General features: G+C 74.9%; 13 protein-coding genes. 10 read left to right on the top strand and 3 right to left on the bottom strand.

The genetic code is table 11. The annotated features are described in order from the left end of the window. Positions 1-22: 22 nt before the first annotated feature. Positions 23-334 carry a hypothetical protein gene (locus ABD361_RS15095; RefSeq protein WP_344435746.1) on the bottom strand — a complete coding sequence of 104 codons (312 nt, stop codon included), beginning with the start codon at positions 332-334 and terminating at the stop codon, positions 23-25. A 56-nt stretch (positions 335-390) separates the two neighbouring features. Between ABD361_RS15095 and cutA the strand changes: the two genes are divergently transcribed. From cutA to ABD361_RS15140, 9 genes are all read left to right on the top strand, one after another. Then, positions 391-753: a divalent-cation tolerance protein CutA gene (cutA, locus tag ABD361_RS15100; RefSeq protein ID WP_344435747.1), complete on the top strand. Its 363-nt coding sequence runs from the start codon at positions 391-393 to the stop codon at positions 751-753. A gap of 88 nt (positions 754-841) precedes the next feature. Further along, positions 842-2,497: an MFS transporter gene (locus tag ABD361_RS15105; RefSeq protein WP_344435748.1), complete on the top strand. Its 1,656-nt coding sequence runs from the start codon at positions 842-844 to the stop codon at positions 2,495-2,497. 88 nt (positions 2,498-2,585) lie between these two features. After that, positions 2,586-3,245 carry a winged helix-turn-helix transcriptional regulator gene (locus tag ABD361_RS15110; RefSeq protein ID WP_344435751.1) on the top strand — a complete coding sequence of 220 codons (660 nt, stop codon included), beginning with the start codon at positions 2,586-2,588 and terminating at the stop codon, positions 3,243-3,245. A 404-nt stretch (positions 3,246-3,649) separates the two neighbouring features. Continuing rightward, positions 3,650-4,603 carry a DUF1702 family protein gene (locus ABD361_RS15115; protein WP_344435752.1) on the top strand — a complete coding sequence of 318 codons (954 nt, stop codon included), beginning with the start codon at positions 3,650-3,652 and terminating at the stop codon, positions 4,601-4,603. Between the two features lie 237 nt (positions 4,604-4,840). Beyond that, positions 4,841-6,787 carry a CRTAC1 family protein gene (locus ABD361_RS15120; protein WP_344435753.1) on the top strand — a complete coding sequence of 649 codons (1,947 nt, stop codon included), beginning with the start codon at positions 4,841-4,843 and terminating at the stop codon, positions 6,785-6,787. Between the two features lie 34 nt (positions 6,788-6,821). Further along, positions 6,822-7,802 (top strand): enediyne biosynthesis protein UnbU, encoded by a 981-nt coding sequence (locus tag ABD361_RS15125; RefSeq protein WP_344435754.1) that lies wholly within the window; start codon positions 6,822-6,824, stop codon positions 7,800-7,802. Next, positions 7,799-13,609, top strand: a complete 5,811-nt coding sequence (locus ABD361_RS15130) for a polyketide synthase family protein (RefSeq protein WP_344435756.1) — start codon at positions 7,799-7,801, stop codon at positions 13,607-13,609. The genes ABD361_RS15125 and ABD361_RS15130 overlap by 4 nt, the downstream gene beginning before the upstream one ends. After that, a complete protein-coding gene (locus ABD361_RS15135) occupies positions 13,606-14,043 on the top strand; it encodes an acyl-CoA thioesterase (RefSeq protein ID WP_344435758.1) in 438 nt (145 codons plus the stop codon). Before ABD361_RS15130 ends, ABD361_RS15135 begins: the two co-directional genes overlap by 4 nt. Positions 14,044-14,057: 14 nt before the next feature. Further along, entirely contained in the window at positions 14,058-14,966 is a 909-nt protein-coding gene (locus tag ABD361_RS15140; protein WP_344435759.1) for a hypothetical protein, read from the top strand. On the opposite strand, the gene ABD361_RS15145 is transcribed toward ABD361_RS15140, so the two are convergent. Next, positions 14,884-15,177, bottom strand: a complete 294-nt coding sequence (locus ABD361_RS15145; protein ID WP_344435760.1) for a DUF397 domain-containing protein — start codon at positions 15,175-15,177, stop codon at positions 14,884-14,886. The two genes, ABD361_RS15140 and ABD361_RS15145, sit on opposite strands and share 83 nt — an antisense overlap. Then, positions 15,170-16,033, bottom strand: coding sequence for a helix-turn-helix domain-containing protein (locus tag ABD361_RS15150; protein WP_344435761.1), 864 nt, complete (start codon positions 16,031-16,033; stop codon positions 15,170-15,172). Before ABD361_RS15150 ends, ABD361_RS15145 begins: the two co-directional genes overlap by 8 nt. Before the next feature lie 242 nt (positions 16,034-16,275). On the opposite strand from ABD361_RS15150, the gene ABD361_RS15155 reads away from it, so the two are divergent. Continuing rightward, positions 16,276-16,845, top strand: a complete 570-nt coding sequence (locus tag ABD361_RS15155; RefSeq protein ID WP_344435763.1) for a DUF6415 family natural product biosynthesis protein — start codon at positions 16,276-16,278, stop codon at positions 16,843-16,845. The last annotated feature ends 32 nt before the right edge of the window (positions 16,846-16,877 follow it).

Genomic DNA, 16,877 nt, shown 5'->3' on the forward strand with positions numbered 1-16,877 from the left:
CCCCGCGCCGGCGCCGGGCGGGTCAGTGCCGGCCGCCGCGGCGCCGGCCGCCGGCCCGCCGGCGCCGGTCGTTGCACAGCAGGCACTTGCCCCAGCCCGGCGGCAGTGGATCCTCCTTGTCCCCGTACAGCGGGTCCACCGGCCCGCGGGGGTGCTCCGGGCAGCCCGTGGGCCCCGCGCCGGCACCCAGGGACCCGGCCGCGGCCACGGCCCGGCGCAGCGCCTCCATGAGCGGCTCCGTCTCATGGGGAGCCGGCTCGGCGCCCAGGGAGAAGGCGATGTCCGAGGCGGTGCTCAGCGCGTTCTGCAACTCGCGCAGCTCTGCGTAACCCATGCTCGCGAGCCTACGCGGCACCACTGACAGCGCCCCCGGCCGGTACGGTCGGCGCCATGTCCGAAGAGTCCCTGCCCGAAGAGTCCGTGCCCGAAGAGTCCTTCCTCCTCGTCGCCACCACCACCGACAGCGCCGAGCGGGCCCGGGCCCTGGCCGCCGGCGCCGTCGCGGCGCGCCTGGCCGCCTGCGCCCAGATCGACGGCCCCCTCACCAGCGTCTACCGCTGGCAGGGCGCGATCGAGACCGCCACCGAGTGGCGCGTGCTCTACAAGACCACCGCCGCCCGCTACCGGGACCTGGAAGCACACATCAAGGCCGAACACACCTACGACGTCCCGGAGGTCGTCGCCACCGAGGTCGTCACCGGCAGTGCCGAGTACCTGGCGTGGCTGCGCGAGGAGACCGCCCCCGGCTCCTGACCTCCCGCCGCGCGCCCCTGCGGGGCGCCACCCCTTGTCGGAGCCCCGGGCCGCTGCTAGGAATACGGCTGCCGCGAAGGGAGAAGGCATGGCCGACGCGCGAGGAGACCGGTCGTACGGTACGGGCGGCGGCTTCCCGCGGCCCGTGCTCTTCTGGGCCGGCGCCGCCGCCTGCACCACCGGCGCCCTGCTCCACCTGCCCATGTACCTGCACGCCCGGCACATGGGCTACCGCATGGCCGGCATGCCCATGGACGCCGCCATGCTCACCGGCATGGGCCTGGTCCTGGCCGGCCTCGCCGCCGTCACCGCCGGACTGCTGCCCCGGCAGGCCGCCGCCCTGCGCCGCCGCGTCGTCTCCGTCCGCGTCCGGGCCCTCGACGACGCCCCGCTGCGCCCCGCCCACGCCGCGCTGCTCGCCGTGCTGTCCCTGGCGGTGACCATCGACGTGATGAAGCCGATGACGCTGTCCTTCGTCGCCCCCGGCGTGGCCGCCGAGTACGGCCTGGCCTCCCCGCTGCACCCCGGCGGCGACGTGCCCGTCGCCTGGCTGCCGCTGGCCGGCATCACCAGCACCATGACCGGCTCGTTCCTGTGGGGCCCGCTCGGCGACCGCATCGGCCGGCGCGGCTCCATCCTGCTGGCCGGCGTGCTGTTCGCGACCACCTCCGTGTGCGGCGCCATGCCGGGCTTCGCCTGGAACGTCGCCATGTGCTTCGTGATGGGCACGGCCGCCGGCGGCCTGATCCCCATCGCCTTCACCCTCCTCGCCGAGACCGTCCCGCAGCGCCACCGCGGCTGGCTCATGGTCCTCATCGGCGGCAACGTCACCGTCGCCTACGTCCTGACCAGCTGGCTCGCCGCCACCCTGACCCCCACCTACAGCTGGCGCATCCTGTGGCTGGTCGGGCTGCCGACCGGCCTGCTGCTCATCGTTCTCAACCGCTGGATCCCCGAGTCCCCCCGCTACCTGCTGGCCACCGGGCGCACCGAGCAGGCCCGGCAGGTCCTGGCCCGCTACGGCGCCACGGCGGGGACGGGCCCGCAGGACGTGGTGCGGGCCCCCGACCGGGCCCCGAAGGAGGCGGCGGCCGGCGCCGTCCGCGGCTACCGCCGGCTGTTCGCCGCCGCCTTCCGCGGCCCGACGCTGGCCCTGACCGTCCTCGCCCTGGGCGCCGGCCTGATGGCGTACGGCTTCCAGATGTGGCTGCCCACCAACCTCGGCCGGCTCGGCATCACCGAGGTCTCCTCCGACCGCGTCCTGCGCGACAGCGCCCTGATCAGCCTGCCCCTGAACGTGCTGACCGCCCTGCTGTACGGGCTGTGGAGCAGCAGGCGCACCGTCATCGCCCTGTCCGCGCTGACCGCCGGCGCCCTGGTGGCGCTCGCCGCCCTCGGCCCCACCGCCGCCGGACACGGCCTGGGTCTGCGGCTGTTGCTGCTCGTCCCGTTGTGGGGCATCAGCGCCACCGCGGCCGTCATGGCCGCCTACAGCTCCGAGGCGTACCCCACCCCGCTGCGCGCCCTGGGCTCCAGCTGGTCCGCGGGCACCAGCAAGGCCGGCGGCGTGCTCATCCTCGCCCTGTCGGCCGCCGCCGTCACCGTGCCCCCGCTCGGCGTCACGGCGTTGCTCGGCGCCGTCCCGCTGGCCCTGGCCGCCGTGGCCTTCGCCGCGTTCGGACCGGAGACCCGCGGCCGGCGCCTGGACGAGGTCGTCCCCGAGGCGGCGCCCGCCCGCGCCTGACCGGCCGCGCGACCCGCCTTCTCCCAGGTTGCTCACAGGTGTTGCTACCATCAAGTGAAGCGAGACGGCCGCGAGTTGAGGGTTCCGCATGAAGGGCAAGCGCCATTACGGACAGTTCTGCGGGCTCGCCGCCGGCCTCGACGTCGTCGGCGAGCGCTGGGCGCTGCTCATCGTGCGCGAGCTCCTCATCGGCCCCGCCCGCTTCAACGAGATCCTCGGCAACCTGCCCGGGCTCGGCCCCAACCTGCTCTCCGACCGGCTGCGGGCGCTCACCGAGCGCGGGGTGATCGAGTCGGCCGCCGTCCCCGGCGACGGCCGCGGCAAGCAGTACCGGCTCACGGCGCGCGGCGAGGAACTCCGCGAGCCGCTGCTCTCCCTCGCCCGCTGGGGCATGGGCTTCCTCGGCGAGGCCGACGCGGCCGGCGGTACGGTACGGGCCGCGTGGGGCATCCTGGCCGTCCAGGCGATGATCCACGGCCGTCCGGTGCCGGACGTCGCGGAGGCGTACGAGTTCCGGGTGGACGGCGAGACGTTCCACATCGAGGTGGCGGACGGCCGCGCCGTCACGAGGCGCGGGCCCGCGCAGGAGCCGGCGCTGGTCGTCACGACGGACGCGCACACGTTCGTGAGCATCGGTGCGGAGATGCACACGCCGTTCGAGGCACTGCTGTCGGGGCGCCTGCGCATCGAAGGCGAACCGGAGGCGGTACGCCGCTGCGTGGACTTCATGGGCCTCCTGGGCCCGTGACACGGGAGCCTGCGGCGGGCCTTTCCCCCACCCCGCCCCTTCCCGAAACCGGGGGCAAGCCCCCAGCCCCCCGGACCGGGCTTCGCCCGGTGTCCTCAAACGCCGGACGGGCTGGATGGCGCACGCGGTTGTGGGCAATCGTCCCGCAGGGCCGGACGGGTGGGCGCTGCGGCCGCAGGACGTCGCGGAGGCGATCGCGCACGTGGTGACGCCTCCGCGGCGCGTGGCGATCGGGGAGGTGCTGCTGCGCCCCACCGGGCAACTTCAAGGACACCGCGCCGGGTGTGTTGACCGTCACTTCGGCAACTGATAGCAATACGCACTGTGTTCGAGTCCGGCCGACGACCCGCGCCGTCGAACTCCGCGGCGTCGCAGCACCCTTGAGGACAGGACGGGGGCCGCACATGTCCGGAAATCCCGCCGACGGTGCTCCACGCTGGGCCCGCCGCCTGCGCCTGCCCGAGGAGATGGCCGACTTCTCCGTACGGGGCTTCCACTGCGGCAGACCGGAGAGCCGCAAGGTCCTGGAGCGCCATGCCCGCTCCTTCCTCACCGGCTTCAACACGGCCGTCGAGAGCACGGGCACCAACCGTGTCCATGAGCGGCTGTCCGCCCTGGACGGCGGTGAACGGGGCTTCGCCTACGAGGGTGCGGGCATGGCCTGCGCGCTGCTGGACAGCCTCCTGTTCGCCCGGGGCCGCCGGCTGGCCGGCCTGCTCGCCGGGCCCGGCCGGCCGTACGTGCACCTGGTGCACGTGGGCGCCGGGTGGGCCCTGGCCCGGGTGCCGTTGCCCGGGGCCCGCGGCAGGCTGGGCCTCGACCCGCTGCTGCAGTGGCTGACCCTGGACGGCGAGGGCTTCTCCCGCGGTTACTTCGGCGGCCGCCGGGCCGTGGCCCGCCTCGCGGGTTCGGGCCCGCCGACGCCGTACGGGGCCGTGCGGCACCAGGGGCTCGGGCGCAGCCTGTGGTTCGTCGAGTCGGCGGATCCGGAGCGGATCGCCGACGTGATCGAGACCTTCCCGGCCGACCGCCGCGGCCATCTGTGGAGCGGCGTGGGCCTGGCCGCGGCGTACGCGGGCGGGGCCGACGACGCCGAACTGGAGCGGCTGCGCGAGCACGCCGGCCCCCACCGCGGCGAGCTCGCCCAGGGCGCGGCCTTCGCCGCCGAGGCCCGGCGCCGCGGCGGGCACGTACCCGAGCACACGCACCGGGGGGTGCTGCGGCTGGCGGGCGTCGACATGGCGACGGCCGCCGACTGGACGGTGGCGGCCGAGCGCAAACTGCACGGCGACGGCACCCTGGACGACTACCTCGCCTGGCGCGACATGATCAGCGGCAGCGCCCTGGCGGCCCGCTGACACGGCCGGCGGAGCCGGCGGTGCACGGGGCCCCTGTCGCGGCCCGCCGGCGGCCGAAGGCCGGCCACCCGGGCCGGGGACCCGGCCGTGCGGACCGGCCCCCACCGACCGGCCCACCGGCCGGCCCTCCCGGACCGGCCCCGAGGACCAGCGCCACCAACCGCCCCGCGGGCCCCGCTCCCCGCCCCCGACCAGCCCGCCCCCGACCAGCCCCGTCGCCGTACCCCCGGAGGGAAGATGCCCCGCACCGACACTCGCGGCACCCCGCAACGCGGGGCGTGGTGGCGGGCTCTGGCCGCGCCCGTCGTCGCCCTGGTGATCGTCTCCAGTCTGGGGGTCGTCGCCGCGCAGCCCGGCACGTCCGCCGGCGAACGCGAGCGGCTCGCCGGCCGCTTCCGTTTCTCCTCCCAGTACCTCAACGGCGATCCGCCCGGCGCCCGCACCCTGCGGCACATACAGCCCGGCCTGCGCCGGATCTCCGCGTGGATCTCCGCGGTCGGTGCGAGTGCCGCCGTCGGGGACGTGGCGGGCACCGGGCGGGACGGGGACGTGTGCCTGGTCGATCCGCGCGACGACTCGGTGACCGTGCGACCGCTGCCGGGTTCCGGCGGCCGGTACGCGCCCTTCGCCCTCGTGCCCCGCGGGCTGGACTTCGATCCGCGGACCATGGCCCCGATGGGCTGCGTCACCGGTGACTTCGCCCAGGACGGCACCACGGGCGTGCTCGTGTACTACTGGGGCCGCTCCCCGGTGCTGTTCCTGCGCCGGGCCGGCACCGAGCCGTCCGCCGACGCCTTCCGCCCCCAGGAAGTCGTCTCACCCATGCAGGTGTGGAACACCACCACCGTCAACCACACCGACATCGACGGCGACGGCCACCCCGACCTCGTCGTCGGCAACTACTTCCCCGACGGCGCCCGCGTCCTGGACACCAAGGCCGCCGACGACCCGCGCATGGCGATGCAGGACGGCATGTCCAACGCCCGCAACGCCGGCACCGCCCACGTCCTGCTGTGGGCCTCCGGCCACGGCGGCGCCGAGCCCGCCGCCGTCTTCCGCGACGCGCCGGGCGCCCTGCCCGCGGGCGTACGGCACGGCTGGACGCTCGCGCTCGGCGCGCAGGACCTCGACGGGGACGGGCTGCCCGAGCTGTACGTCGCCAACGACTTCGGCCCCGACCGGCTGCTGGTCAACCGCTCCCGGCCCGGCACGGCCTCCTTCACCCTCGCCGAGGGCGAACGCACCGCGACCACCCCCAAGTCGAAGGTGCTCGGCCACGACTCGTACAAGGGCATGGGCGTCGCCTTCGCCGACCTCGACGGCACCGGCGAACCCGACATCCTCGTCAGCAACATCACGCTCCCCTACGCCCTGGAGGAGAGCAACTTCGTCTTCACCCGCAACGGCCCCGTCACCGACCTCGCCAAGGGCACGGCGCCCTACCGCGACCGCAGCGAGGACCTCGGCCTGGCCCGCTCCGGCTGGTCCTGGGACGTGAAGACCGGCGACTTCGACAACAGCGGGCACCCGCAGATCCTGCAGGCCACCGGCTTCACCCAGGGCGGCACCAACAAATGGCCCGAACTGCAGGAGCTCGCCATGAGCAACGACAGCCTGCTGCACTCCCCGCTGAGCTGGCCGCGCGTGAAGGCCGGGGACGACCTCTCCGGCGCCGCCGGCAACCGCTTCTGGGTGCGTACGGCCGGCGGCCGCTACACCGATCTCGGCGCGGCCGTCGGCCTGCGCCAGCAGGTGCCCACCCGCTCCTTCGCCCTCACCGACGCCGACGGCGACGGCCGCCTGGACATCGTCGTGGCCAACCAGTGGGGACGCTCCACCTACCTGCACAACACCGGCCCCGCCGGGGAGCGGCTCGCCCTGCGCCTGCGGGTGCCCACCACCGTGCCCGGCGGCACCGGCAGCACGCCGGCCGTCGGCGCGAAGGTGACGGTGCGCACCGCCGACGGGCGCGTACAGACCCAGCAGCTGCAGCCGGCCAACGGGCACACCGGCGTCAACGGCACCGAGCTCCTCTTCGGCCTCGGCGCCCGCACGGGAGCGCCGGTCACCGCCGAGATCAGCTGGCGCGACACCGCGGGGCAGCACCGGATCACCCGCACGCTGGCGCCCGGCGCCCACACCGTCGTCCTCTCCCCGGCCGCGGCAGCAGCAACACCGAGCTGACCGGGCCCGGACCCCCACGCGAAGAGGTGCTCCCGTGACGACCACCGTCCCCGCTTCCCCCGCCCCCACCACGCCCGTCCCCGCGGCGCCCGCCGGGCTCACCCCGCAGCAGCGCCGCAGCAAGGCCCTGCGCCGCTTCGCGCTGTCGATCACCGTCCTCAACGTCCTGGGCCTGACCTGGCTGGGCTTCGAGCAGGCGTGGGCCACGCCCTTCGTCGCCGTGGGCACCGCGTACGCCACCGAGCTGCTGCTGGAGACCACGGACGCCGCCGTCCACCGGCGCCGCCCCCGCTACCTCGGCCCGTTCGGGCAGGTGCTGGACTTCATGCTGCCCGCCCACATCACCGGGCTGGCCTGCTCGATGCTGCTCTTCGCGAACGACCGGCTGGCGCCCTACGCGTTCGCCGCCGCCGTCGGCATCGCCTCGAAGTACGTGGTGCGGGCCCGCGTGCGCGGCAAGAGCCAGCACGTCCTCAACCCGTCCAACACCGGCATCGTCGTGACCCTGTTGCTGTACGACTGGGTGGGCATCGCCCCGCCGTACGAGTTCACCGAGTACCCGCCCGGCCCGCTGCGCTGGATCATCCCGCTCGCCGTGCTCGGCGCCGGCACGCTGCTCAACGCCAAGCTGACGCTCAAGATGCCGCTGCTGCTGGGCTGGGTCGGCGGCTTCGCCCTGCAGGCAGTGATCCGCTCCCTGCTGACCGACACCTGGATCCTCGGCGCGCTCGGCCCGATGACCGGCGTCGCCTTCGTCCTCTACACCAACTACATGATCAGCGACCCGGGGACGACCCCCTTCGCCCCCCGCCGGCAGGTCGCCTTCGGCCTGGGCATCGCCGCCGCGTACGGGGCGCTGATGGCCCTGCACATCACCTTCGGGCTCTTCTTCGCCCTCGGCATCGTGTGCGCCGTGCGCTGGCTGGCACTGATCACTCTGCCCGCCACCCGGCCCCTGCTGGAGCGCCTGCGCCGCACCACCACCGTCGTCCGTACCGCCGGGGAGGCCCCGTGACATGCCGCGTCGCCGTCGTCGGCCTGGGCTGCCGCTACCCCGACGCCGACGACCCGCAGGCCCTGTGGCAGACCGTGCTCGCCGGCCGGCGCGCCTTCCGCCGCCTGCCGCCCGGACGGCTGCCCCTGACCGAGTACGCCGGCGGCGGCCCCGACGGCATCACCCTGGAGCGCGCCGCCGTCCTCGAAGGCTGGGCCTTCGACCGCGCCGCCTTCCGCGTCCCCGGCAGCACCCACCGTGCCGCCGACCCCGCCCACTGGCTCGCCCTCGACGTCGCCGCGGCCGCCCTGCGCGACGCCGGCGCGCCCGGCGGCGAGGGCCTCGACCCCGGCCGGGTGGGCGTCGTCCTCGGCAACTCCCTCACCGGCGAGTTCTCCCGCACCGGGCAACTGCGGCTGCGCTGGCCCTACGTCCGCCGCACCGTCGAACGCGTCCTCGCCGACCACGGCACCGCCCCCGGCGAGCGCCGCGCCGTCCTCCGCGATCTCGAAGCCGCCTACAAACAGCCCTTCCCCGAACCCGGCGACGAGACCCTCGCCGGCAGCCTCGCCAACACCATCAGCGGCCGCATCTGCAACCACTTCGGCTTCCACGGCACCGGCCACACCGTCGACGCCGCCTGCGCCTCCTCCCTCGTCGCCGTCGGCACCGCCTGCACCCTCCTCGCCCAGGGCGACCTCGACATCGCCCTCGCCGGCGGCGTCGACCTCAGCCTCGACCCCTTCGAACTCGTCGGCTTCTCCCGCCTCGGAGCCCTCGCCGACGGCCCCATGCGCATCTACGACCGCCGCCCCACCGGCTTCCTGCCCGGCGAGGGCTGCGGCATCGTCGTCCTCGCCCGCGAGGAGACCGCCGAGCAGCTGGGCCTGCGACCGTACGCCCGCATCGACGGCTGGGGCACCTCCTCCGACGGCCACGGCGGCCTCACCCGTCCCGAACGCACCGGCCAGGCCCTCGCCCTGCACCGCGCCTGGCAGCGCGCCGGCCACCCGCCCGGCACCGTCGGCCTCGTCGAGGGCCACGGCACCGGCACCGCCGTCGGCGACCGCGTCGAACTCGCCGTCCTCGACGCCGCCCTGCGCGCCGGCGACGCACGCCGCGCCCGCCCCGCCGCCCTCGGCAGCATCAAGGCCAACATCGGCCACACCAAGGCCGCGGCCGGCATCGCCGGACTCCTCAAGGCCGTCCTCGCCGTCCACCACGGCATGCTGCCCCCCACCACCGGCTGCGAGGACCCGCACGAACTCCTCACCGGCCCCGACCCCGTCGTCGAGGCCCTCGCCGCCCCCGAACCCTGGCCCACCGCCCTGCCCCGCCGCGCCTGCGTCAACTCCTCGGGATTCGGCGGCATCAACGCCCACGTCGTCCTCTCCGGTACGGACACCTCCGTCGCCCTCCCCTGGCCGCACCCCGCGGACCCGGGCTGCGAGATCCTCCCCCTCAGTGGCCACGACCCGGCCGAACTCACCGCACGCCTCACCCACCTCGCCACTCTCGCCGCCACCCTCTCCGAGGCCGAACTCACCGACACCGCCACCGAACTCGCCCGCCACGCCGACCCCACCGCGCCCCTGCGCGTCGCCGTCGTCGCCGCCACCCCCGCCGAACTCGCCACCCGCCTGCGGACAGCCGCCCGGTCGCTCGCCGGGGAAGCCCGCCCGGACCTGAAGAGCGGCGTGTGCATCGGCACCGGACCGGCCCTGGGACTGGGCCTCCTCCTCCCCGGCCAGGGCATCCCCGGCCACCGCACCGCGAGCCCCCTCCTGGCCCGCCTGGTCGACGGCGACGACCTCCACGCGGAAGTCCCCGACCCGCAGCCCGGCCACGGAACCGCCGACACCGCCGTCGTCCAGCCGGCCGTCGTCGCCGCCTCCCTCACCGGCCTGCGCTACCTCGAACACCTGGGCGTCCGCGCCACCGCCGCGGTCGGCCACAGCCTCGGCGAACTCACCGCCCTGTGCTGGGCCGGCGCCCTCGACCCCGCCGCAGCCGTCGCCCTCGCCCGCACCCGCGGCTCCCTCATGGCCCGCTACGGCGAAAGCGGCGGCGGCATGCTCGCGGTCGGCACCGACCCGGACACGGCGGAGCTGCTCCTGCGCGGCACGGGAGCGGTGATCGCCGCCGTCAACGGCCCCCAACGCGTGACGGTGGCCGGCCCACGCCCCGCCCTGTCCCGCTTCCGCGAGGAAGCCGACCGCCACGGCGGCATCCCCGTGGCCCCCCTGGCCGTCTCCCACGCATTCCACTCACCCGCGATGCGCCCGGCCCTTGCGGCCCTGGCGGACTGCTTCGCCCGGGCCGACCTGCGCACCCCCCTGACCGGAACGGTCATCTCCACGGTGACGGGCGCACCCCTGCCCCCCGACACCAACCTCGCGACCCACCTGACCGAACAAACCCTGACCCCCGTCCGCTTCGCGGAAGCGGTACGAGAACTGGCCACCCGGGTCGACATCCTCCTCGAAGTGGGCCCGGGCACCACCCTGACCCCCCTGGCCCGCACGACGACAACCCTGCCGACCCTGACCCTGGACACGACGACGGGCACGCCGAGAGACCTGGCAACGACCACGGCAGCCCTGTTCGCGGCGTGCGGGGCGAGCCCGTTGCTGTGGACGAAGACCCGCTTCACCCGCCCCATGGACCTGACGCGCCCCCGCAGCTTCCTGACGAACCCGTGCGAGGCGAACGCCGACCCTCCGGGGGCGACGCCCCCGGAGGGGCCCGGGGCGGAGCCCCAAGCGGGGCCGGGGGCGCAGCCCCAAGCGGGGTCCGGGGCGGAGCCCCGAAAGGGGGTCCGGGGGCGGAGCCCCCGGGAAACGGTGAAAGGGCGGGGCTGGGGCCAGCCCGCCGCAGGCGCCCCCACCACCGGCCCGCACCCAACCCCCACGCCTACCCCCACGACCCGCACCCTCCGCCACCTCCTTGCCACCACCCTCGAACTCGCCCCCGACACCATCCACGACGACGACCTCCTCCTCACCCACCTCCACATCAATTCCCTCCGCATCGCCCAAATCGCCGCCGAAGCCGCCCAGGCCCTCGGCCGCGCCGCCCCCACCGACACCAGCGCCCTGGCCGGCGCTACCGTGGCCGATCTCGCCGCGTACCTGGAGGCGCTGCCCGCAGCCGCCGCCGCGAACGACGACCGCACCCCCGACGGGGCCGGCGGCCCGTGGGTGCGGGCCTACACCCACCACCTGGCCCCCCGTCCCGCCCCACCCGGGGCCCCCGCGGCCCCGGTCACGTACGACTGGGCGTACCACCTCCCCGAGCAGCACCCCCTCGCCCCGGCCGTCCGCAAGGCGTTCCCCGCAGGCGGCGAGGGCCCGCGCGCCACGGTGGTCGCCCTGCCGCCCGGCGGGGGCGACGACACCTGGCTGGCCGCCCTCCGGACAGCGGCCCGCGCCCAAGGCCCGCTGCTCGTCCTCCATCGCCGCGGCCCCGGCCCCGCCCTGGCCCGTTCCGTCGCCGCCGAACGCCCGGGCCTCGACTGTCTGGTCGTCGACGTGCCGCCGCACCCCGACGGGCTGGACCTGGCCGCCGCCGAGGCGGCTCGCGGCATCCGCGGCTACGCGGAGGTCGTGTACGACGACGACGGCCGCCGCCACGTGCCCGTGACCGCGTACCACCCCCTCCCGCCGCCCGACGCCGCCGCCGTACCGCTCGGTCCCGCCGACGTGTGCCTGGTCACCGGCGGTGCCAAGGGCATCGGTGCCGAGTCGGCGCTGGTCCTCGCCCGGGCGACCGGCGTGCGGTGCGTCCTGCTGGGACGTTCCGACCCGGCCGCGGACGCGGAAGTGGCCGCCGTCCTGCGCCGGTTCGCCGCCGAGGGGCTCACCGCCCGCTACGCGGCCGCCGACGTGACCGACCCGGACGCGGTGCGCCGCGCCGTCGCGGCCACCGTCGCCGGGACCGGCCCCGTCACCGCCGTCCTGCACTGCGCGGGCCGCAACGACCCGGCCCGGATCGAGGACCTCACCCCCGCCCGCCTGCGCGCCGCGCTCGCGCCCAAGTGCGACGGCCTGGAGTCCGTCCTCGCCGCCGTCGATCCGCAGCGGCTGCGCCTGCTGGTGACGTACGGTTCCGTGATCGCCCGCATCGGTCTGCCGGGGGAGGCGCACTACGCCCTGGCCAACGACCGGCTGCGCCACCGCACCGAGGAACTGGCGGCCGCCCTGCCCCACTGCCGCTGCCTGAGCGTGGAATGGTCGCAATGGGAGGGCACGGGCATGGCCCACCGCCTGGGCGCCGTGGAGGCGCTGCGCCGGCAGGGCGTGGCGCCGATCCCGGTCGCGGCCGGCACCCGCGTCCTCCTGCAGCTCCTGGCAGCCGGTGACCTGCCCACGACCGTGATGGTGGCCGGACGCCTGCCGCGCACCCCGACCCTGCGGTACGCCGACGAGTCCCTGCCGTTGCTGCGCTTCCTGGAGCGGCCGCTGGTCCACCAGCCCGGCGTGGAGGTCGTGGCCGAGGCCCACGTGGGCCTGGGCAGCGACCCGTACCTGGCCGACCACGCCCTCGACGGCGTACCGCTGCTGCCGGCTGTCGTGGGCCTGGAGGCCATGGCCCAGGCGGCGGCCGCCGTGACCGGGCACGACACCGTCCTCTCCGTCACCGAGGTGGCCTTCGAACGGCCCGTCACCGTCCCCCTGGACGGCTCCCGCACCGTCCGCGTCGCCGCCCTGCGCCACGACGACGGCACCGTGGTCACTGTCGTGCGCAGCGACGAGACCGGTTTCGCGGCCGACCACTTCCGCGCCGTCCACCGCACCGGCGCCGAACCCGCCCGCGTACCCGCACCGCCCCCCGGCCGCGCGGACCCCTCCCGCTCACCGCACTACGGCGACCTGTTCTTCCACGGCCCCCGCTTCCGCCGCCTGGTGCGCTACCGGCACCTCAGCGGCCGCAGCTGCGTGGCCGAGGTGGCGGCGGGCGGCGCGGGGGAGTGGTTCGGCGGCTTCCACAGCCCGCACCTGCTCCTCGGCGACGCGGCGCTGCGCGACGCGTACGTGCACGTGCTGCAGGGCTGCGTGCCGCACCGGCGCGTGCTGCCGGTGGGCGTGGACGCCGTGCGGTTCCACGCCCCGGCACCCGCGGAAGGCACCCTGCTCGTGCACGCCCACGAGACGGCGCACGACGCCGACGGCTACCGCTACGACGTACGCGTCGAGGACACCACCGGCACCGTCCTGGAGACCTGGCACGGCCTGCGCCTGAAGGACGTGGGCCCCCTGCCTCGGCCCACCGGCGCGCCCTGGCCCACCGAACTCCTCGGCCCGTACCTCACCCGCAGCCTCGACCACCTGCTGCCCGACGCCCGCGCCGACCTCGCCGCCGGCGCCGCGGCCGACGGCCCGCCCGCCGCCGCGGACGGCTTCCGCAGCGCCGCCCACCTCGGCGACCGCGCCCTCGTCGCCCTCGCCGGCCGGCCCGTGGCCGTGGACTGGGCCCCCGTGCCCGGCACGCTCCCCGAGCGCTGGCGCGCCCTGCTCGGCCCCCGCGCGGCCGCCGTCGCCGACGAGGCGGACCGGGCGACGGGCAGCGAGCCCGGCCACGGGTACGCCCGCCTGCTCACCTGCCGCCAGACCCTCCTCGCCCTCGGCGCCCGCCCGGACGCGCCCCTGCGCGTGGAGCGCGTCACCGCCGACGGCTGGATCCTGCTGCGCGCCGGCGACCTGACCGTCGCCACCGTCGTCGTCCGCGTCACCGGCCTGCCCTCCCCGGTCGCGGTGGCGGTCGGCAGCGCGCCGCCCGTCCGCGTACCGCCGTCCGTCCGCGTACGGGTCGCCGGGGGCCGCGCATGACGCCCGACCGGCGCACCTACGTCCACCGCCACCGCGTGCCGTTCGAGGAGACCAACCTCGCCGGCAACGTCTACTTCGCCCACTACGTGCGCTGGCAGGGCCACTGCCGCGAAGCCTTCCTGGCCGACCACGCCCCCGGCACGGTCGCCGCCTTCGCCCACGGCCTCACCCTCGTGACGGTCTCCTGCGACATGGAGTACCTGCGCGAGTGCCGCGCACTCGACGAGATCGACATCCACATGTCCCTGCGCCACCTCGCCGGCAACCGCATCGAGATGGCCTTCGACTACGTACGCGCCGGCAGCCCCCCGGACCTCGTGGCCCGCGGCCACCAGACCGTCGCCTGCATGCGCCGCACCGGCGACGACGGCCTCATGGAACCGGCGCCGGTACCGGAGGAACTCCTCACCGCCCTCAAGCCCTTCAGCCGCTGACCGAGGGGGACACCATGGCCCGAACCGTCGCCACCACCACCGTCACCGACCGGCGCACCACCGCGTGCGCCGTCGCGGGCCTCGCGGCGGGCGTCCTGCTCGCCGTCCTCTGGTCGGCCAGACTCGTCGACGGTCTGGGCGTGGACACGGCCGACGGCCTCCTGGGCCGCGACTCCCTCAAGGACGACATCCCCGGCACCGGCGCCGGCGCCCTCTTCGCGTTCGTCGTGGGTCTCGCGGGCACGTTCACCGCCTGCAACGTGGCCGCGTTCGGCGCCCTCGCCCCCATGGCCGGCACGGCCGACACCCGCACCGGCCGCCTGGCGGCCGCGCTACGCCCACTGGCGTGGGTCACGGCCTCCGCCGTCACCGTGGCAGCGCTCTACGGCGGCATCTGCGCCGCCATAGGCCCCGGCATCCCGCAACTCTCCCAGTCCACCGGCGGCAACGGCATACTCCCGCGCGCCCTGCAGGCCCTCATCGTCTTCACGCTCATCGGCCTGACCATGGCCTGGCTCGGCCTCTCCGCCCTCGGCCTGACCCCCGACCCCCTCACCAGCCGCACCCGGCTCCTCCTGATCGGCGCCCTCATAGGCGGCTTCGTCATCGGCCGCCCCTACCCCCTCTTCCGCAAGGCCTTCGCCTACGCCGCCGACACCCACAACCCCCTGTACGGCGCCCTGCTGTTCGCCCTGATCGCCCTCGGCAACGTCGTGGTCGTGGCCGTCCTCTTCCTCGTCCTCGCCCTGGCCGCCCACGGCCGCATCCCCCGCTGGCTCCACGCCACGCCGGGCCGCGCGGCGGCGTTCACGGGCACGACGCTGCTGCTGTTCGGCACGTTCACGATCGTCTACTGGGGCATCCGCCTCCCGGCCCGCTACGACTACTGGTGGTTCCCGACGATGCCGTGGAACGCGTCCTGAGACCGCCGACGAAGGCGGCGAACGCCGCCCAGGCGGCGCGGGGGACGGTGACGGCGGGGCCGTTCTTGACCTTCGAGTCGCGTATGCCGACGCGTGTCGGCAGGACGGCTATGGAGACGCAGCCCACCCCCGAGTTCTCGCCGCTGTAGGAGGACTTGAACCAGCTTTCCTCGCCCGCGATGCCGAGGGCCGTCCTGCGTATGTCAGTCATCGATCTCTCTAGCCAGTCGGTGCAGGAATTCTGCTGTCTTCGCCGGTGCCAGGGCGCCTTCGCGCATCGCGTCGAACTTCCTGGCGTACTTCCAGATTTCGCGCTGCTTGTCGGACACCGTCATCACGGTGGTATCGAGCATGACCACCGGGTCGTACCCGGGCTCGAAGTCCAACATGACGAAGTTCTCGCTGGCTCGGTATGTCGGAAGGCTCAGCGGAATGATCTGGACGGTGATGTGGTCGAGGGCCGCCAGCTTTTCGATTTCCTCGTACTGCTCGCGCATGACGGCCGGACTGCCGATCACGCGGCGCAGCGCCGCTTCGTCCAGGATCACGCGAAGCTCGATCGGATCCTCCCGGAGAATGATCTCCTTGCGCTTCATCCGGATGGCCACGTTCTGCTCGACGAACTCGGTGGTCCTTTCGTCGACCGGCTTGGCCGTGGTGAACATGGCGCGCATGTAGTTCTCCGTCTGCAGCAGTCCGAAGACGACCTGCGGGTGCCAGGCGCGCATGGCCACGGCATCCGTCTCGAGTCCCGCATAGAGCAACTGGCCGGACGGCAGGAAGTTCTGGTACGGGCGGTACCAGTCGGCGCTGAGCGACTCGCGGTGCAGTGCCAGCACGTGCTCGCGGTCCGCGCGGTCGGTGACGCCGTAGAAGTCCAGCAGGTCCTCCAGGTCCCGCACGCGCGGTAGCTGGTTGTGACCGGACTCCACCCGGTTCAGCTTGGTGTCCGAGCTCTCGATGGCTTCGGCCGCCTCCTTGGTGGTGTACCCCCGCCGCTCCCGCAGGCGACGGAGTTCCTTGCCCAGTTCCCTCCGGCGGAACGTGGGACCGCGTCGTGCTGCCACTCTTGCGCCCTTCTGATGCAGTACCCGTCGGCGCGCTCCTGTACCTCTTCGACGCGCCCCTGTTGGCGCCCGACGGCGCCCAGTTGCCCAGTCTTACAGCTCCTGTTGGGCGGCACGGAGCACATGCCCGGGTAAGGCATATGCCAATTTTCCCTACTTCCTTGGCGCTGGTTGCAGCGGGGGATTTTCCTGCGCGACTGTGGTTCAGTCACCCCTCCACCAGGAAACGCAGGAGCTTCGACATGCCCCCGTTCCCATTCACCGGCCACACCGGCGGTGCAGCAATCCGCACTGACACCGCAAATATCCGAACCATCGCCGAACTGATTAACGAAACCACCGCCACCGAACGCTGGCTCCCCGCCCCCGCAAGGGTCCGCACCCTCACCGCCCGCCTGCGCGTGTTCGTCGACAGGACGGCCGCCGACGTCGAGACGGCAGCGGGGCAGCGTCCGGCGGGCGACCCGGTGCGCACCGAGGCGCTGATCGCCGTACGGGAGGCGCGGCACCGGCTGGGGCTGGGCGCCGGGGCCGGCTACGCGTCGGCGATCACCTTCGCCCGCAGCCTCGGCCGCGTGGCAGAGGAACTCCTCCGCCACCAGGGCGCCATGGCGCAGGTTCCCGCTGTCACCGTGCCGGGTACGGCCGGCCCGTACGTGATCGTGCTGCCCCAGACCGAGACCTGCCCCCACTGCCTGACCCTGGTCGGCCGCCGCCAGGCCCAGGAGCTCCACCGCGACTGGTCCGCGGCCCGCCGCACGAACACGCAGCTCGCCGAGCACCGCAATGCGGCTCACGCCGCACTGTGCTGAACCACAAACGACCCGCAGCCGGACGGCCGGCC

This window comes from Streptomyces luteosporeus, assembly GCF_039532865.1.
Classification (GTDB): Bacteria; Actinomycetota; Actinomycetes; order Streptomycetales; family Streptomycetaceae; genus Streptomyces; species Streptomyces luteosporeus.

Coding starts and splice junctions, on each gene's coding strand:
- ABD361_RS15095 (WP_344435746.1), bottom strand. CDS start 334: ATGGGTTACGCAGAGCTGCGCGAGTTGCAGAACGCGCTGAGCACCGCC.
- cutA (WP_344435747.1), top strand. CDS start 391: ATGTCCGAAGAGTCCCTGCCCGAAGAGTCCGTGCCCGAAGAGTCCTTC.
- ABD361_RS15105 (WP_344435748.1), top strand. CDS start 842: ATGGCCGACGCGCGAGGAGACCGGTCGTACGGTACGGGCGGCGGCTTC.
- ABD361_RS15110 (WP_344435751.1), top strand. CDS start 2,586: ATGAAGGGCAAGCGCCATTACGGACAGTTCTGCGGGCTCGCCGCCGGC.
- ABD361_RS15115 (WP_344435752.1), top strand. CDS start 3,650: ATGTCCGGAAATCCCGCCGACGGTGCTCCACGCTGGGCCCGCCGCCTG.
- ABD361_RS15120 (WP_344435753.1), top strand. CDS start 4,841: ATGCCCCGCACCGACACTCGCGGCACCCCGCAACGCGGGGCGTGGTGG.
- ABD361_RS15135 (WP_344435758.1), top strand. CDS start 13,606: ATGACGCCCGACCGGCGCACCTACGTCCACCGCCACCGCGTGCCGTTC.
- ABD361_RS15140 (WP_344435759.1), top strand. CDS start 14,058: ATGGCCCGAACCGTCGCCACCACCACCGTCACCGACCGGCGCACCACC.
- ABD361_RS15145 (WP_344435760.1), bottom strand. CDS start 15,177: ATGACTGACATACGCAGGACGGCCCTCGGCATCGCGGGCGAGGAAAGC.
- ABD361_RS15155 (WP_344435763.1), top strand. CDS start 16,276: ATGCCCCCGTTCCCATTCACCGGCCACACCGGCGGTGCAGCAATCCGC.